We start from the raw sequence: 26,186 nt of genomic DNA, 5'->3' as shown, positions 1-26,186 counted from the left end.
TATTTTAACAAAAAATAACCAGATTTTCCTGGTTATTTTCTAATTTGTTCATTTTTATTATATATTTTTAATAAACCTTTTAAGATAATGTCTTGATCGACTTCAAGAGGATGCAGACATAAGGGTGCAATCAAACTTGATAACCCACCTGTCAAAATCACTTTAAAATCTTCATTAACTTCTGCTTTAATACGATCAATGAGACCATCTACTTGAGCAGCAACGCCATAAGTGACACCAGATTGCATACAGTGAATGGTATTGGTTCCTAATACTTTTTTAGGAACTTCAATATCAATATCAGGTAATAGTGCTGTTTGTCCGACCAACGCTTTAATGGAAACATTGACACCCGGAGTAATGATAACACCTAATATCGTTTTGTTTTTTACATAAATATATTTAATCGCAGTCCCTAAATCAATCACTAGGGCTGGATCGATATCATCATCTAAACCAACAGCATCACAAATCAAATCTGCACCAACTTCTCGTGGATGATCTGTCTTAATATTTAATCCTGTTTTTACACCAGGTCCAACAACTAAAGGTTCTAAACCAACAAACTTCTTAGCGATTTCCTTTAGTTTTTCTGTTATTCTTGGTACCACAGAAGAAATGGCAATATGTTTAACTTGATTAAAGTCAATTAAGTTTTTCATTTGAATATAATACTCATCAGCAGTCTTAGTGACTTCAGTGTTTAAACGATAAGTGTCAATGATTTTAAATCCGTCTGAAACACCAATAAAAACATTCGTGTTTCCAACATCAAATAATAAGATCATGTCATCCCTCTTTTCTAAGTGTTTTGAGCTTTAAGTTGATTGATTGCAAGTACAATAGGTGTACCGATTAAAACAGCTAAAATTGCTTCAATTAAGCCGTTTGTTACGGCAACAGTATAAATGAAACCTAGCAGTTCCGCAGATGGAATAAACTGTTCAATAAATGCTTTTTCAAAGATGACAAGTGCACCTAAGACAACAACTGTATGAAATACTGTAGCAATCAAGAATGTTGATGGCACAACTGTTTGTTTATGATTATTTCTACGTATTAAAGCGTAATATCCAGTAATAAATACTGTCATGATCAGTAATGCTACAGGATAAATAACACCTTCACTCCATCCAGTGGATTCAATAATTACACCTGACGCATAATATAACGCAAATACAGTCAAAATTGTCACAATCAAAAAGATGTAAATATCAGAATTTTTAACTTTTATATCGAACCATTTAAACAAATCAAAAATATAACTTGCAGCTAAAGCAAAAAGCATTCTAGGCAGTACTGAAACCAGTGGATTGACAAACGCTGGATCAAGTACTCCAGTTGGTGTTGTTGCAGCTCTAATTAAAGAACCAATCCCAAACATAAATCCTAATAAAACAACATACTTTTTAGGCAACAAAAAAGCACCAATCAATACTGGAATGTGAATTAAAGTTAATGCCAAAGTTCCAATGGTAATAAAACCAACTTGAGGCACAAACGTCATCACTAAGATGATTGCTGCAAATACAGTCGTAAGCGTTAAAGCTTGCATTTCATTTCTTTTCATTTTTATTCTCTCCTTTTTAGGCCACTAAGAGTCCCATAAGTCACACTTATTATATATGATAAACTTGATATAATCAAGAAAAAAAGATGATATATCTACCAATTATTCAAAATTGATAGACACATCATCTCCACTATAATCCAAAGTAACATCTAAATCATTATTTAAATCAATACTATTGCTATTTTCATCTTTTAAGTAAGCTTTGACAATCAGTGTTTTTTGATCATCATGAACTACCGTATGCTCTAGTTTTTCATAATAAGCTTTTAACTCTTCATATGATGAAAAGATACCTTGATTAAAGATACTGTGATTCATTTCGATATATGGCATACGGTAGATCTCTCCATCAACATCAAAGTCTATAAAGCCACTATACAAATGAAACTTTAACAAATCTTCATCGTATTTCAATGTAAATAATACATCTTCAACCAAAAATAAGTAGTAATTACTTAAACTATTATTGGTTGTAAATTTCTCGCCAATATAAAACTCATGTGTAATGACATGCTTATCAATAAAGTCTCTTGAATCTGCGACCTTAAATGATACAGATGCTTGCCCATCAACTTTATTCTCTTCATAATCACTTAATATATAACTACCTAAATGAAGTGTTTGTCCACCAAAAGTAGATGAGACTTCAATGCGATCATAAATGGTTACAAAAATGATGGTCAATATCAATCCAAATAAGAGCATGACACCACTATAAATTGTTAAATTTCTTCTTGTTTTTGTCATCTAGTACTCCCTTCTTTCTGATGTAGGTAAAAAAGTGACCGAAAGGCCATCTTTTTTATTCTACATATGGTCCCCATGGTGAGTTATCTGGGTCTGTGTAGACACGTTTACCACGGTTTAAATCATTGATTTGTTTCATTTCCTCTTCTGATAATACAATGGTTTGGGCATCGAAATTCTCTTTGATACGTGCTGCTGTAACTGATTTAGGAATCATCACAATCTCTCTTTCTAAGCCCCAAGCAATGACGATTTGAGGAATAGATGCGTTATGTCTTTTCGCAATTTCTCCTAAAACTTCTTTCCACTGACCTTCAAAAATGCCACCTCTCATAAATGGTCCATAAGATTCTAGTTGAATACCTTTTTCATCCAAATACTTTTTCAGAGGTACTTGGGATAAACCAGGATGCATTTCAACTTGATTGACCATAGGCATAACTTCTGCAGTTTCAAGTAAGTCTTCTATATGATGAATTTGGAAATTTGATATACCAATGGCTTTTGCACGGCCTGCTTTATAAATTGATTCAAAAAACTTCCATGTTTGTTGATTGATCTTTTTATCATGATTAGGCCAGTGAATCAAATATAGATCTACATAATCAGTTCCTAATTTTTCTAAGCTTTCATCAAAAGCTTTTTTCATGTTGTCTAGATTTGAATGACCTCTTTGTTTTGTAGTAATAAAGATATCTTTACGATCAACTCCAGAGTCTTTGATCGCTTTTCCAATGAGTGCTTCATTTAAATACATTTGTGCTGTATCAATATGACGATAACCGATTTCTAAAGCATATTTAACTGCCTCATATGCTTCGTTTTCTTTTGCTAGAAATGTTCCTAATCCAAATAATGGCATTTCATAACCATCATGTAGCTTAGTTTTTTTCATAGATTACACGCTCCCTTGTAGTTTTTTTATTTTTTTAGGTGTTAAATCACTTAACACTTTAAATATCATAGATCTTGCAGCTTCTAAATCTCTAGTATCCATCATTGCTGCAGTTGAATGAATATATCTTGCAGGTAAACCTATTGTTGTTGCAATGACACCGTCTTTTAAATCTAGAGCTTTCGCTGCATCTGTTCCACCTTTTGAGGTGAAGTATTGATAGTTAATCTTGTTCTTTTCTGCAAGTTTCACAAAATAATCTAAGATTCCATGATGCATAACATTTTTTGGATCATAAAGTCTTAGTAAAAATCCTTTGCCTAGTGCACCTAAGCTATCTGCTGATGCCATGTCATTTACTGGTGATGCATCGAGTGCTAAAAAGATATCTGGCATAAACATGTTAACAGCTGTTTCTGCACCTCTTAGACCAACTTCTTCTTGCACAGTTGCACCTACAACAAGTGTAAACGGTAGATCTTTATTTGCAAATCTTCTAATGGTCTCTAATGCGAGCCCACAACCATATCTATTATCAATCGCTTTCGAAATTAATCTATGTTCATTTTTTGTATAGAAAAACGGATTATCAAACAAAACCATATCTCCAAGTTCAACCCCAAATGATAACGCTTCTTCTTTTGAAGTTGCACCAATATCAAGAATTAAATCTGATATCGTTGTTTGCTGTGATTGTTTTAAATGTGGTGGTAGTGCGCCAACAACGCCTTTGATCACACCTTGTTTCGTATGAACATTAAGGACTTGGGAGATAAACACTTCTCCATTTAAACCACCGACATTTTGTAGTTTTAACATACCGTATTTAGTGATTCCTACAACCATGAGTCCGACTTCATCCATATGTCCAGCAACCATCACAATAGGTGCATCTGGATCCATTGCTTTTTTGACTGCAAATATAGATCCTAAGCGATCTTTATGGATTTCATACTGAGGATACTTCTTCATATAAGCTTCCATATAGTCTCTTATTGGTTTTTCATACCCTGAAGTCGCTTCAAGTGTAAATAAATCTTTATATATCTTTGGAATCATCTTGTTTTACCTTCCCTTTTAATTGATAAATTGGACCTAATTTTCTTTTCTTTTCTTCATATTCTGTCATATAATCTGATGGTTCTAAATCATAAGTCACATCTGTGATATCAAAATAATCTTCCATATAATCTAGTGAATCGATAAATAAATTTAAATGGTCTGTTCTAAACTGTAAAAATGCATCTTTTTTAAGAATCTTCAAATAAAGTCTTAAAAAACTTGGATATGTTAATCTACGCTTATGATGTTTACTTTTTGGCCATGGATCACTGAAATTCAAATATAGAAGATCAATCTTATCATTTGCAAAGTAAGTTTCTAGTTCTTTTGCGTCACCTAAAACAATCAATAGATTATCTAATTTCTGTTCTAGTTTCTTTTCTAAAATCCGATAGATCACATACATATTGACTTCCATAGCAATAAAAAAATCATCGGGATGATTTTTAGCAAGTGACGTTATAAATTGTCCCTTACCACTGCCGATTTCTAAATAAACATGTTTATCTTTTGGTATCTCTAAGTGCTTCACATCGGTAATGACACCATGCTCTTCAAGTAGTTCTTTAGTTACATATTTTAATCGTTTTTGCCTCATGATGCTCCTTAAATAGACATAAAGTGGCTTATGGCCACTTTATCATTTTTTAAGCTAATCTGCCTAATCCTTCTGTCATAATAAAATCACTTAATTGCTCGATTGCCTTTTCGCTATCGTGGCCAGTAGCTGTGATTTTCACTTCTTCACCTTTATAAATCCCAAGAGACATCAGTCCCATGATTGATTTTAAGTTGACAGTCTTACCCATTGCTTCTAACATGATCTCAGCGTCGAAGCTCATTGCTAGATTTACGAGTCTTGTTGCTGGTCTCGCATGAATTCCATACTCAGATGTGATGAGAAATTTCTTTTCCATTATACTTCCTCTTTTCTTTTTTCATTTAAGTATTTGTATACTTCTTTTGAATTGTCTTTAATTAACAATGTTATTTTTTTACCAGTAACAAACGCTGGCATGTTTAAAGTCTTTAATGCTTCTTGGTCAATCTTTTTGATGGATTGAACTTCAACCTGTAATCTTTTTTGAACAAGTTCAATCGTTTTAATATTTAATGATGTTCCTAAAGCTAAATATAAGTCATTTAGAAAGGATAACTCTAACGGTTTTTCTTTAACATTTTTTCTTCTTGTTAATAGAAAAAATGTAATTCCTAATGTAAATAATGCAATAGTTCCAATTGCGATATATAAATAAAAACTAGATGTCAATGTTTGTAAGCTGGTATTATTCATATGATATCCTCCCATACGTCTATATAAATTATAACGATTTTATCTTAATTTTTCAATCATTTAATAAACATTGCATCTCCAAAAGAAAAGAAACGATATTTTTCTTTGATAGCTTCAAGGTATGCATGTTTCACAAAATCATTGCCTGCAAGTGCTGATACTAACATAATAAGTGTTGATTTTGGTAGATGAAAATTGGTAATTAATTTGTCACATGCTTTAAATCTATATCCTGGATAGATAAAGATATCTGTTGCATAAGTACCTTCATGAAAGCCATCTTTGTAATTAGCTTCTACAGTTCTGAGTGATGTTGTTCCTACACAAACAAGCTTTTTACCTTGCTTTTTCACCTCATTTAAACGTTCTGCGCTTTTTTTAGTGATGGTATAGGTTTCATGATGCATGATATGGTTTTCAACCTTATCGACAGCAACAGGTCTAAATGTTCCAAGTCCAACATTTAATGTGACTCGTATAATTTCAATGCCTTTATCTTCTATTTTTTCCATGAGCTCTTTTGTGAAGTGAAGTCCAGCAGTAGGTGCAGCAGCACTTCCTGGATTGGTCGCATAAACTGTTTGATAGCGATCTTGTTCAAGAAGTTTCTCCGTAATATATGGTGGTAATGGCATCGTGCCTAATTTTTCTAAAACTTCAATCAAAATACCTTCATAATGCAGTTTATAATCTCTTAGTCCTTCATCATGAATGCCAACACACTCTAACGTCAATTGGTCACCAAAATGGATTTTAGTGCCTATTTTAACACGTTTGGCTGGCTTTGTTAAAGCTTGCCAAACATCTTTTTCTAGTTCCTCTAACAATAAGACTTCGATAACAGCTTGTGTTTCTGCTTTAGATCCCAAAAGTCTTGCAGGAATCACTTTAGTATCATTGATCACTAAAACATCGTTTTTGTCTAACAAATCAACAATATCATAAAAATGTTTATGATCAATAGATTCAGTTTCTCTATTTAGAACCATTAATCTCGAATGGTCTCTTTTTTCACTTGGGTGTTGAGCAATCAGCTCTTTTGGCAAATGAAAATCAAAATCACTTACTCTCATTTTTCGAACAATCCTTTATAGTATTTTATGCCTAAGGCTTCATAAGTCTTTTCAGTTGCTACTCTACCTCTAGCAGTTCTTTTTATATAGCCTTCCATCAGTAGATAAGGTTCATAAACATCTTCGACTGTCGTCATTTCTTCTGAGATGGATGCAGATATCGTTTCAATACCTACAGGTCCACCACCAAATTTATCGACAATCGATCTTAAATAACGGTAATCCGTATGATCAAGTCCATTATGATCAATGCCTAATTTAGATAATGCATGATCAGTAATCTCTTTATTGATTGTGCCATCGCCAATGATTTCCGCAAAATCTCTGACACGTCTAAATAAACGATTGGCAATTCTTGGTGTTCCACGACTTCTTTTAGCTAAAGAATTCACTGCATCTTCTTCAATTTCGTTTTGATAAACACCAGATGTTCGTCTTACAATTTTTTCTAAATCTGTAACTCCGTAATAGTTCAATCTAAAGACGACACCAAAACGATCTCTAAGCGGTGCAGATAAGTCACCAAAGCGTGTGGTTGCACCAATCAAAGTAAATGGAGGTAAATCGATTCTAATGCTTCTAGATTCATGATCTTTACCAATCACAATATCTAACACATAATCCTCCATAGCAGCATATAATACTTCTTCAACAAATCTAGGAAGTCTATGGATTTCATCAATAAATAAAACATCACCAGGTTCAAGTGATGATAGAACTGCAGCTAAATCGCCACTACGCTCAATTGCTGGACCACTTGTGACTTTAATATTAACACCTAGTTCATTTGCTACAATTTGTGCTAACGTGGTTTTACCAAGTCCTGGAGGTCCATATAATAACATGTGATCTAATGCTTCCTTACGCTTAATTGCAGCTTTTATATAAATATCAAGCATTTCTTTGATGTCGTCTTGCCCAATGTATTGGTCAAGTTTTGTGGGGCGTAATGTTTGATCTTCATCTTCTTTAGTTGACATCGCTGTTACAATACGTTCTTTATCCATAAAAACCTCTTTTATTATTTCATGAGCAACTTAAGTGCATCTTTGATCATCAACTCAACACTTTGATCAGAATTTACCTTCTTAAGTACTTTCTTTATTTCTGTCTTAGAATAGCCTAAAGCAGTTAATGCTTGTGAGACATCAGATTCTTGATTTGGAATAAGCTCTAATTCATCGATGACAAGTTTACCCTTTAAATCTAAGATGATTTGTTGCGCGCTCTTTGGACCAATCCCTGGAAACTTAGTTAAAAATTTCACATCAGATGCTTCAACTGCCATAATGATATCATCAATTTGATCACTTGCTAAAATACTTAAAGCGCTCTTTGGACCAATGCCAGATACACCAATGAGTTTAACGAATAAATCCTTAGCATCTAAACTTGGAAATCCATAGAGCACATTAATATCTTCTCGAACATAGTGATGCGTGTAGACAAGTACTTCTTCATCTCTTTTATAATGATATGAATTTGGAGTTAATATTTGATAACCAACACCTAATACATCTACTACGATGTAACTTGGTTTAATAAGCGTAACAACGCCTTTTACATACGCAAACATAAAGTCTCACCCAGCTTTTTATCTTTTCATTTAATTATAACATTTTTTCATGCTTTTTTCTATCTTAACTCTTGATTATGTTATAATAATTTTAGGATGTGATAACCATTTTAAAGATAGACAACATAGAGACGTTTGAACGTCTTTTCGAGGATGAATTAAATCACGGACAAAAATACCTACCAATTTCAAATCAATTGGTGGTTCTTTTACATGACATTAACCCAAACTTGTCTTGGATTGAACAGCATATTACTTATAAACATAAAATTGCAATCGATGTAAGTTTACAAATCCATAAGAATTATGTAGCGCGAATTGAGCGTTTACATAAAAAGATTTTAAAAAATGTAGAAGATCATAAAACACGTCTCGATCAGTTACAAAAAGATAAAATTCAAAATCTTCAAAAAATCAATCAAGAACAAAGCCTATTAACAAAAAAATCTGAACAAGATAAAAAAGCCTTAGAAGAAACATATGATGATAAACTAAAAAAACTTGAACAGACATTAAAACGTGAAATATCTCAATTCGAAAAAGAAAAAGCAAGTGCTAGAAAAATATATCAAGAACAATCTACTGATATTGAAAAAGAGAAAAAAGAGACGCTTATAAGTCTGGAAAACATCTATAAGAAAAAAGTAGAAAACGTAAATCAAGCCATCGAAGACTTTAAAAATGAAAAAGAACAAGCATTAAAGAGCAACGATCTTGAAACGCAAAATATCAAAGATGAGAATGATCAAACTTATCTAACGATTAAAAACAATTATCATTTGTTGACAACACAGTTTAATACAGCAATTAACAAACTTAAAAAAGCACATGATAAGGCTAAAAACTCTCTCGAAAAAGAACATCAAAAGAAGATTGATCCAGTCAACATCAAACTTGAAGCACTGAATCAAGAATACCAAGAAACAATCAATAAAACCAAACAACAACATCAACAAGACTTGCTTGATCTTGATGATTATTTTAATACGCAAAAAGACATTTATGAAGAGAAAAAACAAAAAATCATTCACCAATCAAATGAAAATATTACTTTATTAAATTCGAAGCTATCTGCATTTAGAGAAGCTATCCATAAAGAAAAGATCATTCAATCCAGATCTTATCGCGAAAAGATGAAACAAACAAGTGATCCACATGTTAAAGAAAAGATTAATCACGATCTCACCTTTGTCTTAAGATCACTAGATAACGACCTAAATAAGCAAATCTTAAGAACACAAAAGGATATTACAACAAAGCAGAAAGAATTACAATTAAAACTCTATCAACACGATATCAATCATACTAAAGAAATTAATGACTGGCGTTTAAAGCGCAATATTATTTCATATGATTATAAACAAGATTTAGCAAAAATAGACTTAAACTTCAATCATAATTTATTAGTCTCTAAAAAGCACTTGAATTTGCTTGAAGAAACATATAAGTATCAACTTCATGTTCTCAATCTCACTTTAAGAAAAGATTTACTTCGACTTGAAATTCAACTTCAGATTCAAGCACATGTACAAGAAAGAGAACTTAATTTACTTAATAACGATCAACATCTTGCATCTTATTTATCAAAGTTAAAAACAGCTCAAATCGAGCATGAATTTGCATGTAAAATAGAAAAAGAAAACCTTAAAGGTATGATTGCTAAACTTGATTACGATTCAGAAACTCAGTTTGTTCAAATATCTACACAACTCGAGTTAGAAAAAATGAAATCAAAAAGAGATTTTACATCAAGTGAACAAGATATTAGAAGAGAAATTGCAGAAACAGTATTTGAGAAAAATAAACAGCAAATCTTAAAAACATATACTTTGGATTTAGAAGAAACAAAACATAAAGAAAACTTAAACTTAATTGTGAAAAAGCATCAAGTAGAACTTATCAAGCTTGATCAACAAAGAAAGCATCACGAGCAAGAATTTGATTTATTAGAAAAGAAGACCAATCACCAAAAGAATCTTTCTAATGAAAAAGCACTTCGTCTCATGAAACTTTATTTAAACGATCTCAACTTAAGACAATACCAGTCAGAGATGTTGTTTTATGGTTTAAGAATGTTTTATAAAAAACATAAAACCATTCAATCAGTCATTCAATCACTTTATCTTCTTCCATCGCATCCAGAAGTGTTTAAAAAAGTTTTAAAACATACACTTGACTTAGAACATGTTTTAAAATCTGGAATTACTGAAACGATAAGTCATTTTAAATCTCTTGATCTAGAGTATTATCAAAAGAAAATAGATGATCAAACTAGTTATAAATACATGCTCAAGCATGAAGATGCAATGAACTTATATGAACAAGAGCTACAAAAAATTCATGCCAAGCAAAAAGATATACAAAAAGATATTGATATACTTGAACAGCAATTTTTCCAAACCCAACAAACATTAGAAAAACAAAACCAATTTATCATTCAGCTTCAAAAGATTAATGATAACATCACAGATGGCATCATTAAAGTGAAACATAAACATCATGACATTAAAGAAAATCAAAAACTCATAGCTAATCATGAAAAAGAAATCAAGAATTTAAAACATAAACTTTCAATCATTGAAAAGCAAATTGACAAGAAACATCAAAAAATGTTGCCTTACGATAAACAAGTTGAGCATATCAAAGAAAGCATGGATAAGCAGCAAATACTTCTTAAAAAGCATCAAGCTAAAGAATCTAATTTCTATTTGAAATATCAGCTCGCTAGTCAAAAGATTTATGAAACCATTCAACTAGATTTTGATAAACTCATTGAGGCACATTTTAGCTTTATCACTAGTTTAAATGAAACTGTATATGTTACAGATTCATTGCTTGCTCAAGAGAATAAAAAACTCATCAAAGCACAAACACTTTTTGAGAATAAACTCATTTCTAATCAGCAAATGATTTTAAATCATATGTATGATTTCTATCATGCAAGTGATAAAAAACAAGATGATATCGTTGATGACTTTAATAAGGCTCAAGAACACTTATTAAATGAACTAAAAAACAATCAAAAACAAACCATGGATCAACTTGACACTAATGAAAAGAAAATCAACGAGCAAAAGGAAAGTGATTTAAAGCATCAACAGCAAGTCTATAAAGAAACTAAAGAGCAAAGACAATCTGAGCATGAAAAGGCTATAGCAACTATTCAGGCAAACATTAAATTACTTGACACAAAGCTTCAAGAACATTTAGAGTTTATGAAACAAGAGTTAAAATCACTTAACGACAATCAGACGCAAATTGCTAACCAATCTTATAGTGATTATCAAAAACAAATGGATCAAATCAATCAACAACATCAAAGACATATTCAAAAATATGATCAACATTTAGAACTAGAAGATAAGAACTATCAAAATTTCTTACAATCATCTGAAAGTAAGAATCAAGCATTGTTATCTCGTTTTGAACAAACAAGATTAAAAATACTTGAGACATTAAAGCAAAAAACTCACAATTACGATGAAGATATGAAAAAATCTAAATTATCTATTGAAAAAGCACATAAGAATAATGAAGTCGATTTACAAAATCTTAATCAGAATCGTGCGAGTGAAATTAGAAACATGAATGAGCACACGAAGAAATATCACTTAAAAGCATCAAGGGCTCAACAAAAGGTTTTACGACAAGAGTTAAGACATTTAAGAAAGAATTATCGTTTTAAAATTAAATCATTACATTTAAAATAGGAGAAATCTCCTATTTTTTTTCGAAGATAATTTGTCAATTCAAGTGCAACGCATCATAGTGCTCATTGATTACTTCTAATGGAGTTTTAAAGTTGATACATTTTCTTGGTCTATTATTCAAACGATTTAATACTTCATTAACTTCATGATGATCAGTTTGTGACAAATCCATTCCTTTTGGATAATATTCTCTTAATAAACCATTTGTATTTTCATTAGTTCCTTTTTGCCATGCACAATAAGGATCAGCGAAATACATCTGACAATTTAACTTCTCTTCAATCTCTTGATATCTAGAAAATTCTTTTCCACGGTCACATGTTATTGTTTTTACAAGTTCCGATGGAAACTGTGATAATAATTCAATCATCGCAGCCGTGACATTCTCACTTGTCCTATCGGGCAACAGTTTAACAAGATACAGTCTTGATTTACGTTCAACTAATGTGACAAAACAGTATTTACTTTTGCGCTGATGATTAAATCTTCCTGATTCAACTGTATCAGCTTCCCAGTGACCTATGGATTGTCTTTTATAAACTTCTTTAGGCCGTTTTTTTATCGGTTTACCAATATTGAATCGTCCTCTTGTTTCTGCAGGTCGTTTAAACTTGCCTTTACGTCTTAATTTTGTCATATTTCCTTTGATAAGATATTTCTTATGGATCCATCTATAAATAGTTGAAAAACAGGGGATTTTTTCAGGTTGTCCTTTATCTCTCATAGCTATTTGTTCTGGAGACCATTGTTGATTCAATTTGCTTTCAATATACTCTTTGATGATTGGTGATATTTTTACCTTTCTATGGCTATTGATTCGACGTTTGTTGTATTTTTTTTGTGCGACATGAGGTAAGTATTTGTAACGATATCCACATGAATTTCTCTTTAACTCTCTAGATATCGTACTAGGACTCCTCTTTACTGCTTTACTAATCTGTCTAATACTCACGCCTGATAACCATAACTGATATATACATGTTCTTTCTTCTATGGTAAGATGTATGTAGTTCATAGTTTCTCCTTTTGTGTTTGTTTGGTCACTTACATTATAAAGGAATCTATGAACTTTTTTGATTTTTATTTAGTGTTGCACTTGTAATTATAAATTATCCAATAAAAAAAACTCAAGTTTGAGTTTTCTCTTTTTTTATCCATAAAGTTTCAGAAGGTAGGGATTCAATAGATTTAAATTGATGTTTGATTTCATCAAATACAGAAATGTCTTTATCTTTAAAATATATGTGATAGGAAACATTTTCTAGATATATTTTATCTTTGATGATAGATATGTCTTCTAAGATGTGATCGATTTTAGAAATCAACGCATAATCAAAAGTAATTTTGTAGCCTTCCATTTCCTTTTTTTCATAAAATGGTGCTGACTTTAAAACTTCAGCTGTTGCCTTCGAATAAGCTCTAACTAATCCACCAGCACCCAGTTTAATCCCACCAAAATATCTAACAACCACACATAAAACATTGGTAATATTGTTGTGCTTTAAAACTTCTAGAATTGGAATTCCAGCTGTTCTTTGTGGTTCACCATCATCACTTGATGTCGCGTGTTCAAGCCCTTCTCCGTATAATGAAGCACTACAGTAATGATTTGCTTTTGGAAACATGTTTTTTGCTTCTTCAATTAAATCTTTAATATTTGATGGATCGTCAAGCGGAAAAAGAATGCCTATGAAAATAGACTTATCAATTTCTATTTGATGTGTAATTATTTCCTTAATATGATTCATATCATCACCAAAAACATTATAACATATTTATAAGCTAATGCTTTTTTGATATAATGAACATAGTCTAAATTTATGGAGGAAGTTATGGGAAAAAGAATCGTTGTTGATACATCAACTGGTGGACTTGATTATTATCCTTTTCATCATGATATTAAAATATTAAGAATCAAAGTCTTTATCGAAGATCAAGGCTATCTTGATGGGAGTGAGCTTAAAGCTGACGAGTTTTACAGCATCTTAAGAGATAGACCAGAACTGATCCCAAGGACTTCACAACCAGCTATAGGAGAAGTCATTGAATTTTTTGAGAACTTACATCAAGAAGGATATGATGAAATTTATGTAACAACCATTTCATCTAAACTAAGTGGTACACATAATGTGATTAAACTCGCTAGTGAAGAACTTAAAGATAAGATGAACATTCATGTTTTTGATACATTAACTGTATGTTTTTCTGAAGGACTATTTGCACTTGATGCAGAAAAAATGATTAAAGAAGGAAAGACTTTTGCAGAGATAGATAAACACTTAGAGGAAAAAAGAAAACATAATACCATCTTTTTTGCAGTGGATTCTCTATCATATCTAGTTAAAAATGGAAGATTATCTAATGCTCAAGCATTTATGGGTAAGCTTTTAAAGATAAAACCAATCTTGCAAGTTCAAGAAACAGGACATATTGTATCGATTGAAAAAATTAGAAATATCAAAAATGCTTTATCATCCATCGCAAGCAAAGTGAATGCTTATGCGAACGGACGTCCATTTGATGCATATATTTTATACACAGGTAATCCAAAACTAAAAGCACATTTTATTGAAACACTAAAAACAGAACTTGGTTTAGAAAACTTATATGAAGCACCATCAACACCAGTCGTTGGCGCACATATCGGACCAGATGTTATCGGTGTTGGGATCTTTTTAAAATAGGACAGATGACTGTCTTATTTTTTTAAATGCTATAAAAAATACTGATTTCTTGGTATAATATAACAGGTGATAACATGAGTAAATTAAAAACAGCAAAAAACGTTTTATTTGAATTAAAAAAAGCAGGATATGAAGCATATATCGTCGGTGGTGCAGTGAGAGACCATCTTTTAAAGATGCCTTCTAATGATATAGATATCACAACAAATGCTAAACCATTTGAAGTGAGCAAAATATTTAGAACAATTCCTACTGGTATCAAATATGGAACTGTAACAGTTTTATATAAAACTGAAAAATTTGAAGTAACGACATATCGTATTGACGGGACTTATACAAATCTACGTCATCCAGATCAAGTTACTTATAGTGATTCAGTGATTGAAGATGTGAAGAGAAGAGATTTTACGATTAATGGTTTATTAATGGATGAAAGACTTCAAGTGATTGATCATGTTGATGGAAGAACCGATTTAAAAAACAAAATGATTCGAACAATTGGTGATCCGAAACAACGATTTGAAGAAGATGCTTTGCGTATGTTAAGAGCATTTTATTTTCAATCTAAATTAGGATTTCAAATTGAAAAAGAAACTAGAAATGCGATTGAAGACTTAAGAGAAAACTTACATAATGTTTCATCTGAACGCATCTTAAATGAAATGATTAAAATCATCCAAGGTCCACATGCAAAAAAAGCATATAAATCATTGGTAACTACCAAAGTCCATGAAGTTCTACCCGGACTTAAAAAGGGATTAGCATATATCCAAAACATGGAAGAAATGCCATTTGTTGATGCATTTTTCATTTTGTGTTTTGCGCTAAATGATGGCGTGATTCCAAAAGCATGGTCATTTTCAAACAAACATAGACATCGCTATCAACAAGCAGCGACACTAGCAAATATGAATCCAGAGTTTGATGCATATATATTATATACATATGGACTTGATTTATGTTTAACCGCGAATAAAGTAAACCACATGCTTGGTAGATCAGAAAACTTAAGAAATGAGATCGAACAAACATATAAACACTTACCAATTCAATCTGAACTAGATCTTAAACTAAGAGCAACCGAAATTATGCAAATCACAGGAAAAAAAGCGGGTGCTTGGCTTAAGGATATCCAACAAGAAATGGTACTTAAAATATTAAAAAATGAATTAAAGAATGATAAAGATATGTTAAAATCATATATCATAGAACATGTAAAGTAGGTGAATCACATGCAATTATTAGAAAACGAAATATATAAAATGATTGGTAAAGTTGAAAGTATTAATACAGGTGCTCACTTCGCAAATACCACCATTGTGACTGAAGAAAATGAACACATTAATATCAAACTTGATTTTGAGCAACTTGCAGATATTAAATCTGGGAAAATCTATGAATTTACAGCTTTAGCAGTCGTTAAAATCGAAGATGAGCTCATCTTAAAGCTCAAGTCTTTAAAGCCTGTAGAAGAGGTATTAGAGGCTAAGGAGTTATCAAAACTACTCGATCACTTCTATACTTACGCTCCAATACCAATGATGGAAATAAAAGAGGGTATTGAATCATATTTAAATCAAATTTCAAATCAAGTATTATTAGATATTACGAAAACAATATATAAGACATACGAAAAGACATTTTACATGCATCCAGCAGCAACCAAATTCCATCATGCATATGTTGGTGGGTTAAGCTATCATACATTTACGATGTTGAAATTGATTGATCCTTTTATATCAGTTTATCCTTATTTAGATAAAGATCTATTATATGCAGCAACCATTTTACATGATATGTCAAAAATCACGGAAATTAGTGGTGTTGATGGAGAATATACTAAAGAGGGATTGTTAATCGGACATCTTGTCATGCAAACACTTGATATCGATGAAGTTGCAAAAAAACTCGGGTATAAAGATAAAGAAGAAGTTTTACTATTAAAACACATGATCTTATCACATCATGGTCAACTACACTTTGGATCTCCTAAAAAACCACAAACAGGAGAAGCATTACTGTTATGGTTTATTGACACGATTGATTCTAAATTTACTGTATTAGGTGAAGTGTTAGAAGATACAGCAGAAGGGCAGTTTACACAAATGATTAGTGTCCTTGATAAAATGAGATTTTATAAACCAAGAAAATAAGCGCTAGAAGCGCTTTTTTTATGCATTAAAACCGTAAAAAAAGACCACCGAAGTGGTCTTAATACGATTAGTTAGAACCTTTTAAGATTTCTAATATACCGCCAAATAAAGCTTCATAATTTGCATCATTCACGCCACCGTTTTGTGATAATTGGTAACCGTGCATTTGACGCAAGTTTATTTCTCTAATTGTTTCTAATCTTAAATCAGCATCAGCGTCAGTAAAGTCAACATCATCTAATAAGCTAAAGATTAATTCTCTTTGCATATAAGTGCCTTCATACACTGTTAATACTGGTTGTAAGTAATTTGTTACAGCAGTTTGTACATCTCTAGGAAGTTCAACACCTTCATCAGATAATGAACCTAATAAATAGTATTTGACTTGGCTAGCAGTTAATGTATCCGAATCACTGTTATAAACATTGATTGTTTCATCATCTGCAAGTACATATTCACTGTTTTCATCATCAGCTTCATCAAAGATTGCAGAAGTTGTTTCACCAATTCTGTTTGCTAAAATGAAATGATATCCGAATGAAGATTTAACACTTTCTAACTCTGTTTCTGTAATTGCATTAGATGAATTTACCCATGCATCATAGAAATCTAAATATGGGAATAATGAATCATCGTCTTCCATTTCTGCTAAAGTGTCATGAATTAACATAGCACGATCGTAGAAAACTTCATCTAATCTTGATGATCCAGTTACGAAATTAGACTTATTAGTTACAGCAGAATTAATATCTTCAAACTTTAAGTAGAAACCTAATTGACGATATTCTGACCATACACTTTCAAGTGTGTAATCATATGGTGGAACTGTACTACCAATTTGAATACGTCCTGAAGTATTAAAGTCATTAGCGATAGCACTTAAGCCTTCTTTCATACCCTTATATAATCCTAGGCGTGAATAAACTAAATCGATTAAATCAATAAGTCCATTGATGACTTCTGTTTGAGAAGCAGCATCTAATGTATCTAAGTATTCTTGTGGGTCATCTGGTGTTCCATCGCCATCTTGATCAAAATAGACAAGTAAGTGACTTACAGTAATAGATTCAAAGTTATTATATTGTCTTGCAGCTAAAGTAGCAAAACTTTCATAAATGTTTTCATTACCAAAATGAACTTCATAATCTTCTAAATATTGTTGTCTTAAGTCTGGATATACATATAAGTTATTGATTGCTTCTTGGTTTGATCTTGAACCAAATGCAGTTAATAAGAAGTTTTGTCTACCCATGCTTGCTGGATAACCAGAAGATGCGAAGTTGTCTGATGAGAATTGTGAAATAATATTTTCGAATTGGTCTGTGTAATCTTCTAAGTCTGCTTCAGATACTGTATATTTTTCGCTTGCTTCAAAATATTTATTAGCTAACATATCTAATGCTAAGTTGATACCATATGAAGACTCTAACTTGTTATAGAATGCTTCAACAGTAATTTCGATATCGCCAATTTTAGCAACGACATTACCGTCTTTATTATCTTGAGTACCTTCATAGCCATAACTTTGGTTATAGAAGACTCTAACGATTGGATCAAAAATATCTAAAGTTTGTTCTTCATATAATTCAGTAACTTTTGTAGTTACATAAGTATCTGTTAATTTAGATTCTAATAATTCGTTTTTCATTTCAGCTTGAATTGCAAGTGCTTCAACTGTATCATTAAAGACATCAGTATCTGGATCTTCAGAATCTTCCACTAAGATACCTTCTTCAGTTTCGCTTTCGTCATCTAATTTAAACACTAAATAACGAGAATCACCGAATGTTTGAATTCTTGATGAATAAGGTTTACCATCAGCTGTGTCATCTGGATCTTCCATATCAGCTTCTGCAACTAACGTGTTATAGATATGACTTCTAAGGCTTGTATTGATGTCTGTTAAGTCGTCATAAGTATAAGTTGTTGTATAATCATTGCCATCGCCAACGATTGAGACACCATCAGTGTCAAGCTTGATTGGTGCTGCTGGATTTAATAAGTTATAGATTTCGATAAATTTAGCTTTTACACCTTCTGGTAAAAGTTTAACGTCTGAGAATCCATCAGCTCTATCTGTGTTAATAATGTATGCTTTATAGTAATCTTCGTAATCTTGAACAGTAATCATTTCGCGAGATTCAAGATCTACACCTAATTTAGAAATAAGTCCTAAATCATCTAGGATATCTCTAACATGTACATAGTCAGGATCATCTAAGTCAATATAGCCTGGATTACCTTCTAAGATTCTGATATCTGGTAACTCATACCAGAAACCTTTAGAATCTGATTTTAAGCCAACTTGGTATAAAGCAGCGTTTGCTTCGTTTAAGTTAATGAAGCGAACAACTAATGCATCTACATCGTATCGACCTTCTTTGTTGTTCTTGTAGTAAGTTACGATATTGTCATCAGAAATATATACATCACTTTCTTCATCATTGACTTCTTCGTCTAATAAAGTTTTAGCATATGCTCTTTGAGCGACTCTTAAAGCATAACGATCTAACATAAAGTCAAGTGTATGATATCCAGTAAATGGGCTTTCCTCAGTTTGTGCTAAACCAAGTAATGCATCAATGACATCTTGAATCACCATGCTGTTATCAAGCAAGTATAGAGAGTCAGCATATCTTTCAATATTTCTAATATAATTTTCAGGGCTCTCAGCGTAAAGGTCTTCTAAGTCTTCTAGTTCTGTTGAACCGTGGATTGCTCTATTAACTATATCGTCTAGATAACCAACTAAAGTTTCATCTCCATTAGCAAGTTTAGTCTCAGCATCTTCAATATATGTTTTAAATAATTCTTCGTCAACCATAGTTGCTAAAGTTGATGCGCCTTGCAAACGAAGTTGATCATATAATTCTTTTTCTGTGATTGTTATATCTCCATAGGTTAAATAAACATTATCATCTGATAAGTCACCATATGGTGTTTTTTCACTGCCACTACAAGCAGCTAATGTTAGAACACCTGCTGCTACGAGCACAAGTAGCGCAAATCTTCTAATATTTTTTAATTGATTCATTGTGTGTTCACTCCTTCAATTGTTTCATACAAGCAAGTATAATATAGCATTTTTTAGGGTATAAATGCAACCACTTTCATTTTATTTTATAATATCACATATTTTTATGTTAAGATAATAGAAGGTGATGAGCTTGGAAATATATGTTTTAGCCAGTGGATCTAAGGGCAATATGACCTACTTAAAAGTAGGACATATTAAATTGTTTGTCGACGCTGGGATTAGTTATAAGAAAATTAAAGAAAAAATGTTAAGTTACAATGAAGATTTAAATGAGGTAAAAACCCTACTTTTAACGCATGAACATTCCGATCATACGATTGGTTTAAAGATGCTATTAAAACATCACGTGATTACTGATGTTTATATGACTAAGGGTACCCATGATGGACTACCTTTAGATATCATTCATATGATTCCAAATATACACATGATTAAATCAGAAGATCAATTTAATCTTTTAGGATTAGATGTATCAACTTTTATGGTTTCTCATGATGCCAATGAACCTGTAGGATATGTCATCAAGCATGAGGATAAAAAAGTGTGTTTTGTCAATGACACTGGGTATGTAGATCAAGCATATCATGAACTTTTATCGGATGCTGATTGTTATTTGTTAGAGGCGAATCATCATCCAACAAAACTCATGCAATCTCTAAGACCTTTTTTGCTTAAAAAAAGGATTTTAGGAGAAAAAGGGCATTTATCAAATGATGATGCTGCGTGGTTAGTCAATAGTTTTGCTAAAACTAAGAAAACCAAATGGATTGTTACTCATATTTCTGAAGATTGCAATTCCATTTTAGATATTGAAGAAGCAATTGTAAAAATCTTTGATGATCCTACGAAAGTCGAGGTTTTTTACGCAACAAAAGATGGACTTGGAGTGGTTAAGATATGATTAAGCTCATTGTTGTTGGTAAAATGAACCAAAAATATCTTAATGAGGGTATTAACTACTATAAAAAACAAATACCAGGAGGCTTTGAAATCATTGAAGTTAAAGATGAAAAAGACGAAGTTGGTATGACCATAGAAGGCGAAAGAATTTTAAGTAAAATTAAACCATCAGATACAGTTTGTGTGCTTGCAATCGCAGGCAAAATGATGGACAGTTTAGAATTTTCAAGTTATATTGAACATGTTCAGACTTATCAACAAGGAGACTTGGTTTTTGTGATTGGTGGATCTTACGGTTTGGCAGATGAAGTTTACAAACGTGCTAACCAAAGTGTCTCATTTTCGAAAATGACATTTCCACATCAAATGATGAGACTGATTCTAGTTGAACAGATTTATCGTGCATTCATGATTATGAAAAATCATCCATATCATAAATAAAGGGGGACTTTATATGTTAAAGAAAAAATATATTTTTTGGGACTTTAATGGGACTATTTTAGATGATGTTAAACTCTGTCACAATATCTTAAATGAAATGCTTACTGAAGCTAATAGAAAAACAGTGACTTTAGAGGAGTACTTAAAAATCTTTGATTTTCCTGTAAAAAATTATTATGCAAAAGTCTATGATTTAGAAAAAACACCTTTTGAAGAACTTTCAAAAACATTTATTTCAAAGTATCAGCCAAGAAGTTTCGATGAATCGCTTCATGATGGTGTTTTGGATGCTATGTTTTATTTCCAATCGTTGGGGGTTAAAAACATTTTATTGTCTGCATCTGAACAAAACAATTTAAATGAGCAAGTCAAACATTTTGGTATTGGCCATTATTTTGAAGCAGTACTTGGTACTGATAATGTTCATGGCGAAAGTAAAATCGATGTTGCTAAAGCTTATGTAAAAAAACATAAAATTAATCCAAAAGATGTTGTGATGATTGGAGATACACTTCATGATGCAGAAGTTGCAGAGACTTTAGGATTTGATGTGATTTTATATACTAAAGGACATCAGCATCAAGATCGACTTAAAGCTTATCAAAAGATTAATCATTTTTTTGAACTTTCAAGAATCATAATAAAAAAATAAAAGTAGACGGCTGTCTACTTTTTTCTTAGAGTATGTAAAATAAAACAAGCGATAATGCTGAAATATAAAAGATAAATAAATAATTAGCTGTTTCAAAAGTCATTTGGAACTCTCGTAAAACTTTGACTGGTTTATGATCTTTAGCAATATAATACTTATAAAGGATATAACCTATACCGATATAAATCACATAATCTAACCAAGCTTTAATATCAAAGAGTTTGACATAGGATAAATCTAGATTGTAAATCATTTCTCCGAGTGGTTTATAGAAAAGTCCGATACCGATACATAATAAACCAATCGCGATGATAGAAACAAATTGTTTCGCATCTTTTCGTTTGTTTAACTCCACTTTTTTTCCAAAAAGAATTTGTGAAAACTTTAGAAATGATGTTACTGTACCAACATTAACTAATGTATATAAAAACATCTTGAAAGGTTCAGCTTTAAAACTATATTTAATCAAAGTTTTAGATACGTAACCATTGAAAAATGGTGCACCACTAATCGATAACATACCAATAATCAAAAATATAGATGTCAGGGGCATCGATCTAAATACGCCTCTAATTGCATAAATCTTTTTCGTTTTATATTCATAGATAATGAGTCCTGCACAAAGGAAGAGAAGTGATTTAAAAAGCGCATGATTGATTAAATGCATCAAACCACCTGTAAAGGATAATCCATAACCATAGGATAATCCCATCATCATGAGTCCTATTTGAGAAATCGTATGGTGAGCAAGTATTTGTTTTAAATCTTTTTGAACTAAAGCTAATACAACACCTGCTAAAGCTGTTAATGCACCAATATAAAAGAAGACTTCAGTCATGTTATATGTATCATAACCAAACATATAAACATGAACTCTAATGAACAAGTATAATCCACCTTTGACTAATAAACCAGAAAGAAGTGCTGAAAGTGAAGTATAAGCGACACCATGTGCTTTAGGTAACCAAGTGAAAAGTGGGAATAAAGCTGATTTCACACTGATCCCTGAGATCATCAAAATATAAGCGAGTTTTACCATTTGATGATCTTGATGTAGATGAATATTTTCTTGAAGATAAGTGATGTTTATCGAACCATAAGTATAATATAAAATAATGATACCGATCAAAAAGAACATTGCACCTAAAGTGTTTAGCAATAAATAATAGATTGCGGCTTTTAAAGAAGGACCATTTTTCTTATAAGCTATCAATATGGTTATTAATACTGTGATAAGTTCTAAGAATATAAATAGATTAAATAAGTCATTGGTTTGTAAAAAAGCTAAAAATATACCTTCTAAAAACATTAAGAAAAACAAATACTTATGATATATTCTGTTGGTTTTAAATGTATAAAATAATACCGCAGTCCACATGAAAATAGAAAGAGCAATAAAAGTTAAAGATAAAGTATCATTTATTAAAGTGATCGCAAATTTATCATTCCAACCACCTAGTACGATATAAGAAACATTTGGATCTTGAATATATGCATAAGTGTATAAACCAAAAAGTGTCGCAAGGATGATTTGTGATAAGAAAACAATGACAGTGACATGTTTATTTTTAACTAAGTAGATGATAATTCCGGTTAAAATTGGAATAAAAATGAAAAACACAGGAAATAACTGAATCATTATTTATCTCCTTTCAAAATGACTTTCCATTCGATGCTGCCATAATGATGGAAAATCTTGATACAAAGCATCAGTGCTAAAGATGTAATTGTTGATCCAATAACGATCGTTGTAATCATTAAAGCTTGAGGGATGGGATCAACAATTTCAATGCCTAACGATGATAAGATAGGGATGACTCCACCTTCAAATGCACCCAAGTTTAGAAATAAGAGAATGGTTCCAGCTTCAACAATTGTGATACAAAAGACAGATTTAATGATATTTTTACTCACGGATAATCCGTAAATGCCAACTAAAATGACGATAAATGATAAAATTGGATTCATATTATCTGCCCTCCTTTAAAAATGCGGTGAAGATTGCTACTAAACCTAAAGAAACTTTCGCGCCAATTAAGATATTCATGAGTGTTAAAAAGATAGCTTTTTGATCGAGTGAAGCATCAAGTTTAAAGAAGTTAGTGAATAATACGCCTCTTGTAAAATACGATAATGAAGCCACTAAGACCAATACAATGAATAATGTTTTTTCAATGGTTAAAACAAAGTGAACATTTACAGTTTTCGTAATATCAATGTAGTACAGAATTAGAATTGCGGTTGCTACGATTGCACCACCTTGAAATCCTCCTCCAGGGGATAAATGTCCATTGACTATGACATAAATTCCAAAGAGTAACATGATTGGATAGAGTAATCTGCTAAATGTGATAAAAAGTTCAGGTGTTTTTTGTTTATCTAACATGAACATTGCGTTTTTTTCATCGATTGAATGTTCTGAAATGAACATAACGCCAGCAACTGCTATCAATAATATAGCTGCTTCAAAGATACTGTCAAAGAGTCTATAATCCAAGTAGATGCCCGTCACATAATTATAACTTCCTGTATCTTGAAATCCATTGGCATAATAGAACAGTTTACCATCGTCATTGTAGATTAAATCAAAGTCTTGAATGGAGTTGATAAATATAAATAAGATGAACCCTAATAATAGGACTAAAGATATTCTTCTAATCAATGGATTCACCTTCCTTAAAAGTAATGACTTCAATATAATCAAGTTGGAAGGTTTTTTGAATTAAGTGATCCATCAATATGGAGCTTTGCTTACCCTTTAGAATAAATTTTTCTTTCTGATGATCATAAGAAATAATCAAATCAACATTTAAATCTTTAGTGAGTGCTTCATCTGATCCTTTAATATCGGAACACACATTCATTTTTAGTTGATTATCATCAACAAAACTTGTTAAAATCTCATATAGTTCTATATTTTTTTCATCAATACTTTCGTCAAGTTCATTATGATCGACGCGGTCTAAAACAATAAACTCTCTTTGTCTGGAAATACTAATTACATAAATTAAAGGGATAATTGCAGAACCAATAGCAACCTCTGCTATCGCAACATCAGGTGCTTGATTTAAAACATATAAGGTTGCTGCTATAAGCCCAAATGATGAAATATATATAATAATCGTAAAATTCTCTTTATGAAACACGATCGCTATTGCGATGATGATTAACAGAATTTGCAATAAGGTCGGAATAATATTCATGATTTGTTAACCTCCATATCTTTAAGAGGTACACCGATTAAGTAAGCTGATCGTATATTTACGTGTGAACTAATTGGATTTGTAATAATCAAAAAGACAATTAAAATGAATAATCTAATACCATACTCAAATTGCCATGACGCAAATATTAGTGCGAACAGTACTAAAAAGCTAGCAACTGTATCTATGGTAGCGGCAGTTAATATTCTTGTATATAAGTTTTTAAGTACAAAAATTGAAATCATTCCAAAGACAATGAAAAACCAGGAAATGATTAAAATAATATAAGCAACCACAGTCATTTCTCTCTACCTCCAGCCATAATAAACTTAGAAAGTAAAGTCATCGTTAAAAACCCAATGATACCGTATGAAATTGCTATATCAAGCAAAATCAAACGGTCAGAATAAATTGCATATAAAGCGATGAATAAGACAACTTTTGCGGATATTAAGTTTAACATTAAGATTTTATCCCATAAAGTTTTTGAATAGATCAATCTAATAAACGATAAGAGCATCGCGACAACTAGAATAAACAATGTAATTAAAATAAAAATGTTAATGAGTGGCATCTTCGTTCACCTCTTTTGATAGCAAGTATTTTTCAAATCTGTCTCTAATTGGTTTTGCTAAAGTCTCATGACTTGTCTTTGGATCAGCTAATACCATAACAAATATTGTTTTATCAATAACTTCAATACTAATTGTTCCAGGTGTTAATGTAATTGAGTTTGCAACAATCGCCACTTGAACATTTGTTAAATGCTCAAGTGAAATCTTGAACACTACAGGTTCATATTTTTGCTTCATAAGGTTAATCACATACAAAATGGATGATCTAAATATCTCATAAAAAAGTATAAAAAAATAGATGAAAAGCTTTGTGAATTTAATGCCTTTAAATCGAAAGCCATTTTCATCGTATAAAACTTCATAAGTAAATATGGATATTAAAAAAGAAATCGTCACGCCAAAAATAATCGTTCTTATTTCAAAGTTGAAATTAAATAAGAACCATAAAATTAGCATGACGATAAAAAATTTTAACCTAGTGATTATATTTTTCATCAGCATCATTCTCCCAAATGATTTTTGTTATTATTATACCATAGCATTTTTGAGTTGTTAACTTTAATTGCAGTATCTAAAATAATCAAAATATGATATCATAAAATAAAAAGGGG

28 protein-coding genes are annotated in these 26,186 nt (G+C 31.4%); 7 read left to right on the top strand and 21 right to left on the bottom strand.

The window, feature by feature from the left end:
• Window positions 1-32 precede the first annotated feature (32 nt).
• The 11 genes from BK011_05110 to BK011_05060 all read right to left on the bottom strand — a co-directional run bounded on the left by BK011_05110 (window position 33) and on the right by BK011_05060 (window position 8,220).
• Complete coding sequence (locus BK011_05110; protein ID AUD65087.1) at window positions 33-788, bottom strand: hypothetical protein; 756 nt, start codon at window positions 786-788, stop codon at window positions 33-35.
• Window positions 789-802: 14 nt separating this feature from the next.
• The gene (locus BK011_05105) at window positions 803-1,570 is read right to left on the bottom strand and encodes a hypothetical protein (GenBank protein AUD65086.1); all 768 of its coding nucleotides are present in this window, start codon (window positions 1,568-1,570) and stop codon (window positions 803-805) included.
• A 102-nt stretch (window positions 1,571-1,672) separates the two neighbouring features.
• A complete protein-coding gene (locus BK011_05100) occupies window positions 1,673-2,320 on the bottom strand; it encodes a hypothetical protein (GenBank protein ID AUD65085.1) in 648 nt (215 codons plus the stop codon).
• A gap of 55 nt (window positions 2,321-2,375) precedes the next feature.
• On the bottom strand, window positions 2,376-3,215 hold the full coding sequence (locus BK011_05095; protein ID AUD65084.1) for a hypothetical protein: 840 nt from the start codon (window positions 3,213-3,215) through the stop codon (window positions 2,376-2,378).
• A 3-nt stretch (window positions 3,216-3,218) separates the two neighbouring features.
• Window positions 3,219-4,274, bottom strand: a complete 1,056-nt coding sequence (locus BK011_05090) for a hypothetical protein (protein AUD65083.1) — start codon at window positions 4,272-4,274, stop codon at window positions 3,219-3,221.
• The gene (locus BK011_05085) at window positions 4,255-4,875 is read right to left on the bottom strand and encodes a tRNA (guanosine(46)-N7)-methyltransferase TrmB (protein ID AUD65082.1); all 621 of its coding nucleotides are present in this window, start codon (window positions 4,873-4,875) and stop codon (window positions 4,255-4,257) included. Before BK011_05085 ends, BK011_05090 begins: the two co-directional genes overlap by 20 nt.
• Window positions 4,876-4,924: 49 nt before the next feature.
• Window positions 4,925-5,194, bottom strand: a complete 270-nt coding sequence (locus BK011_05080; GenBank protein ID AUD65081.1) for a phosphocarrier protein HPr — start codon at window positions 5,192-5,194, stop codon at window positions 4,925-4,927.
• Entirely contained in the window at window positions 5,194-5,571 is a 378-nt protein-coding gene (locus BK011_05075) for a hypothetical protein (GenBank protein ID AUD65080.1), read from the bottom strand. The genes BK011_05080 and BK011_05075 overlap by 1 nt, the downstream gene beginning before the upstream one ends.
• 56 nt (window positions 5,572-5,627) lie before the next feature.
• Window positions 5,628-6,644, bottom strand: coding sequence for a tRNA preQ1(34) S-adenosylmethionine ribosyltransferase-isomerase QueA (locus BK011_05070; protein ID AUD65079.1), 1,017 nt, complete (start codon window positions 6,642-6,644; stop codon window positions 5,628-5,630).
• Window positions 6,641-7,651, bottom strand: a complete 1,011-nt coding sequence (locus BK011_05065) for a Holliday junction DNA helicase RuvB (GenBank protein ID AUD65078.1) — start codon at window positions 7,649-7,651, stop codon at window positions 6,641-6,643. The genes BK011_05070 and BK011_05065 overlap by 4 nt, the downstream gene beginning before the upstream one ends.
• Before the next feature lie 14 nt (window positions 7,652-7,665).
• Window positions 7,666-8,220: a Holliday junction DNA helicase RuvA gene (locus tag BK011_05060; GenBank protein ID AUD65077.1), complete on the bottom strand. Its 555-nt coding sequence runs from the start codon at window positions 8,218-8,220 to the stop codon at window positions 7,666-7,668.
• Window positions 8,221-8,450: 230 nt separating this feature from the next.
• On the opposite strand from BK011_05060, the gene BK011_05055 reads away from it, so the two are divergent.
• Window positions 8,451-11,930: a hypothetical protein gene (locus BK011_05055; protein AUD65076.1), complete on the top strand. Its 3,480-nt coding sequence runs from the start codon at window positions 8,451-8,453 to the stop codon at window positions 11,928-11,930.
• Between the two features lie 34 nt (window positions 11,931-11,964).
• On the opposite strand, the gene BK011_05050 is transcribed toward BK011_05055, so the two are convergent.
• Window positions 11,965-12,945 (bottom strand): IS30 family transposase, encoded by a 981-nt coding sequence (locus tag BK011_05050; GenBank protein ID AUD65075.1) that lies wholly within the window; start codon window positions 12,943-12,945, stop codon window positions 11,965-11,967.
• 112 nt (window positions 12,946-13,057) lie between these two features.
• Complete coding sequence (locus BK011_05045; GenBank protein AUD65074.1) at window positions 13,058-13,678, bottom strand: YigZ family protein; 621 nt, start codon at window positions 13,676-13,678, stop codon at window positions 13,058-13,060.
• Between the two features lie 84 nt (window positions 13,679-13,762).
• Between BK011_05045 and BK011_05040 the strand changes: the two genes are divergently transcribed.
• The 3 genes from BK011_05040 (at window position 13,763) to BK011_05030 (ending at window position 16,767) form a co-directional block, all read left to right on the top strand.
• A complete protein-coding gene (locus tag BK011_05040) occupies window positions 13,763-14,614 on the top strand; it encodes a hypothetical protein (GenBank protein AUD65073.1) in 852 nt (283 codons plus the stop codon).
• Window positions 14,615-14,688: 74 nt separating this feature from the next.
• Window positions 14,689-15,837 carry a hypothetical protein gene (locus BK011_05035; protein AUD65072.1) on the top strand — a complete coding sequence of 383 codons (1,149 nt, stop codon included), beginning with the start codon at window positions 14,689-14,691 and terminating at the stop codon, window positions 15,835-15,837.
• 9 nt (window positions 15,838-15,846) lie between these two features.
• Window positions 15,847-16,767 (top strand): hypothetical protein, encoded by a 921-nt coding sequence (locus BK011_05030; GenBank protein AUD65071.1) that lies wholly within the window; start codon window positions 15,847-15,849, stop codon window positions 16,765-16,767.
• Window positions 16,768-16,834: 67 nt separating this feature from the next.
• On the opposite strand, the gene BK011_05025 is transcribed toward BK011_05030, so the two are convergent.
• Entirely contained in the window at window positions 16,835-19,801 is a 2,967-nt protein-coding gene (locus tag BK011_05025) for a hypothetical protein (protein ID AUD65070.1), read from the bottom strand.
• A 133-nt stretch (window positions 19,802-19,934) separates the two neighbouring features.
• Between BK011_05025 and BK011_05020 the strand changes: the two genes are divergently transcribed.
• Genes BK011_05020 through BK011_05010 form a run of 3 tightly spaced genes read left to right on the top strand, consistent with a single transcriptional unit; the run spans window position 19,935 to window position 21,797 of the window.
• The gene (locus tag BK011_05020; GenBank protein ID AUD65069.1) at window positions 19,935-20,705 is read left to right on the top strand and encodes a hypothetical protein; all 771 of its coding nucleotides are present in this window, start codon (window positions 19,935-19,937) and stop codon (window positions 20,703-20,705) included.
• A complete protein-coding gene (locus BK011_05015) occupies window positions 20,702-21,145 on the top strand; it encodes a hypothetical protein (GenBank protein AUD65068.1) in 444 nt (147 codons plus the stop codon). Before BK011_05020 ends, BK011_05015 begins: the two co-directional genes overlap by 4 nt.
• Before the next feature lie 13 nt (window positions 21,146-21,158).
• Window positions 21,159-21,797, top strand: coding sequence for a hypothetical protein (locus BK011_05010; GenBank protein AUD65067.1), 639 nt, complete (start codon window positions 21,159-21,161; stop codon window positions 21,795-21,797).
• A 25-nt stretch (window positions 21,798-21,822) separates the two neighbouring features.
• On the opposite strand, the gene BK011_05005 is transcribed toward BK011_05010, so the two are convergent.
• Genes BK011_05005 through BK011_04975 form a run of 7 tightly spaced genes read right to left on the bottom strand, consistent with a single transcriptional unit; the run spans window position 21,823 to window position 26,070 of the window.
• Complete coding sequence (locus tag BK011_05005) at window positions 21,823-23,436, bottom strand: hypothetical protein (GenBank protein ID AUD65066.1); 1,614 nt, start codon at window positions 23,434-23,436, stop codon at window positions 21,823-21,825.
• Complete coding sequence (locus BK011_05000; GenBank protein AUD65065.1) at window positions 23,436-23,765, bottom strand: sodium:proton antiporter; 330 nt, start codon at window positions 23,763-23,765, stop codon at window positions 23,436-23,438. The genes BK011_05005 and BK011_05000 overlap by 1 nt, the downstream gene beginning before the upstream one ends.
• A gap of 1 nt (window position 23,766) precedes the next feature.
• Window positions 23,767-24,459: a hypothetical protein gene (locus BK011_04995; protein ID AUD65064.1), complete on the bottom strand. Its 693-nt coding sequence runs from the start codon at window positions 24,457-24,459 to the stop codon at window positions 23,767-23,769.
• Window positions 24,452-25,000: a hypothetical protein gene (locus BK011_04990; protein ID AUD65063.1), complete on the bottom strand. Its 549-nt coding sequence runs from the start codon at window positions 24,998-25,000 to the stop codon at window positions 24,452-24,454. The genes BK011_04995 and BK011_04990 overlap by 8 nt, the downstream gene beginning before the upstream one ends.
• Entirely contained in the window at window positions 24,997-25,296 is a 300-nt protein-coding gene (locus BK011_04985) for a hypothetical protein (GenBank protein AUD66152.1), read from the bottom strand. The genes BK011_04990 and BK011_04985 overlap by 4 nt, the downstream gene beginning before the upstream one ends.
• 2 nt (window positions 25,297-25,298) lie before the next feature.
• On the bottom strand, window positions 25,299-25,559 hold the full coding sequence (locus tag BK011_04980) for a pH regulation protein F (GenBank protein AUD66151.1): 261 nt from the start codon (window positions 25,557-25,559) through the stop codon (window positions 25,299-25,301).
• Between the two features lies 1 nt (window position 25,560).
• Complete coding sequence (locus tag BK011_04975) at window positions 25,561-26,070, bottom strand: hypothetical protein (GenBank protein AUD65062.1); 510 nt, start codon at window positions 26,068-26,070, stop codon at window positions 25,561-25,563.
• Between the last annotated feature and the right edge of the window lie 116 nt (window positions 26,071-26,186).

It is taken from the genome of Tenericutes bacterium MZ-XQ, assembly GCA_002838205.1.
Taxonomy (GTDB): domain Bacteria; phylum Bacillota_I; class Bacilli_A; order Acholeplasmatales; family Acholeplasmataceae; genus Mariniplasma.
The sequence above is the reverse complement of the archived record's forward strand: the minus strand, read 5'-3'. Positions and strand labels throughout refer to the sequence as shown.

What these genes read in the sequence shown, in the direction of transcription:
- BK011_05110 (AUD65087.1), bottom strand. Translation starts at nt 788, where the DNA reads ATGATCTTATTATTTGATGTTGGAAACACGAATGTTTTTATTGGTGTT.
- BK011_05105 (AUD65086.1), bottom strand. Translation starts at nt 1,570, where the DNA reads ATGAAAAGAAATGAAATGCAAGCTTTAACGCTTACGACTGTATTTGCA.
- BK011_05100 (AUD65085.1), bottom strand. Translation starts at nt 2,320, where the DNA reads ATGACAAAAACAAGAAGAAATTTAACAATTTATAGTGGTGTCATGCTC.
- BK011_05095 (AUD65084.1), bottom strand. Translation starts at nt 3,215, where the DNA reads ATGAAAAAAACTAAGCTACATGATGGTTATGAAATGCCATTATTTGGA.
- BK011_05090 (AUD65083.1), bottom strand. Translation starts at nt 4,274, where the DNA reads ATGATTCCAAAGATATATAAAGATTTATTTACACTTGAAGCGACTTCA.
- BK011_05085 (AUD65082.1), bottom strand. Translation starts at nt 4,875, where the DNA reads ATGAGGCAAAAACGATTAAAATATGTAACTAAAGAACTACTTGAAGAG.
- BK011_05080 (AUD65081.1), bottom strand. Translation starts at nt 5,194, where the DNA reads ATGGAAAAGAAATTTCTCATCACATCTGAGTATGGAATTCATGCGAGA.
- BK011_05075 (AUD65080.1), bottom strand. Translation starts at nt 5,571, where the DNA reads ATGAATAATACCAGCTTACAAACATTGACATCTAGTTTTTATTTATAT.
- BK011_05070 (AUD65079.1), bottom strand. Translation starts at nt 6,644, where the DNA reads ATGAGAGTAAGTGATTTTGATTTTCATTTGCCAAAAGAGCTGATTGCT.
- BK011_05065 (AUD65078.1), bottom strand. Translation starts at nt 7,651, where the DNA reads ATGGATAAAGAACGTATTGTAACAGCGATGTCAACTAAAGAAGATGAA.
- BK011_05060 (AUD65077.1), bottom strand. Translation starts at nt 8,220, where the DNA reads ATGTTTGCGTATGTAAAAGGCGTTGTTACGCTTATTAAACCAAGTTAC.
- BK011_05050 (AUD65075.1), bottom strand. Translation starts at nt 12,945, where the DNA reads ATGAACTACATACATCTTACCATAGAAGAAAGAACATGTATATATCAG.
- BK011_05045 (AUD65074.1), bottom strand. Translation starts at nt 13,678, where the DNA reads ATGAATCATATTAAGGAAATAATTACACATCAAATAGAAATTGATAAG.
- BK011_05040 (AUD65073.1), top strand. Translation starts at nt 13,763, where the DNA reads ATGGGAAAAAGAATCGTTGTTGATACATCAACTGGTGGACTTGATTAT.
- BK011_05035 (AUD65072.1), top strand. Translation starts at nt 14,689, where the DNA reads ATGAGTAAATTAAAAACAGCAAAAAACGTTTTATTTGAATTAAAAAAA.
- BK011_05030 (AUD65071.1), top strand. Translation starts at nt 15,847, where the DNA reads ATGCAATTATTAGAAAACGAAATATATAAAATGATTGGTAAAGTTGAA.
- BK011_05025 (AUD65070.1), bottom strand. Translation starts at nt 19,801, where the DNA reads ATGAATCAATTAAAAAATATTAGAAGATTTGCGCTACTTGTGCTCGTA.
- BK011_05015 (AUD65068.1), top strand. Translation starts at nt 20,702, where the DNA reads ATGATTAAGCTCATTGTTGTTGGTAAAATGAACCAAAAATATCTTAAT.
- BK011_05010 (AUD65067.1), top strand. Translation starts at nt 21,159, where the DNA reads ATGTTAAAGAAAAAATATATTTTTTGGGACTTTAATGGGACTATTTTA.
- BK011_05005 (AUD65066.1), bottom strand. Translation starts at nt 23,436, where the DNA reads ATGATTCAGTTATTTCCTGTGTTTTTCATTTTTATTCCAATTTTAACC.
- BK011_05000 (AUD65065.1), bottom strand. Translation starts at nt 23,765, where the DNA reads ATGAATCCAATTTTATCATTTATCGTCATTTTAGTTGGCATTTACGGA.
- BK011_04990 (AUD65063.1), bottom strand. Translation starts at nt 25,000, where the DNA reads ATGAATATTATTCCGACCTTATTGCAAATTCTGTTAATCATCATCGCA.
- BK011_04975 (AUD65062.1), bottom strand. Translation starts at nt 26,070, where the DNA reads ATGAAAAATATAATCACTAGGTTAAAATTTTTTATCGTCATGCTAATT.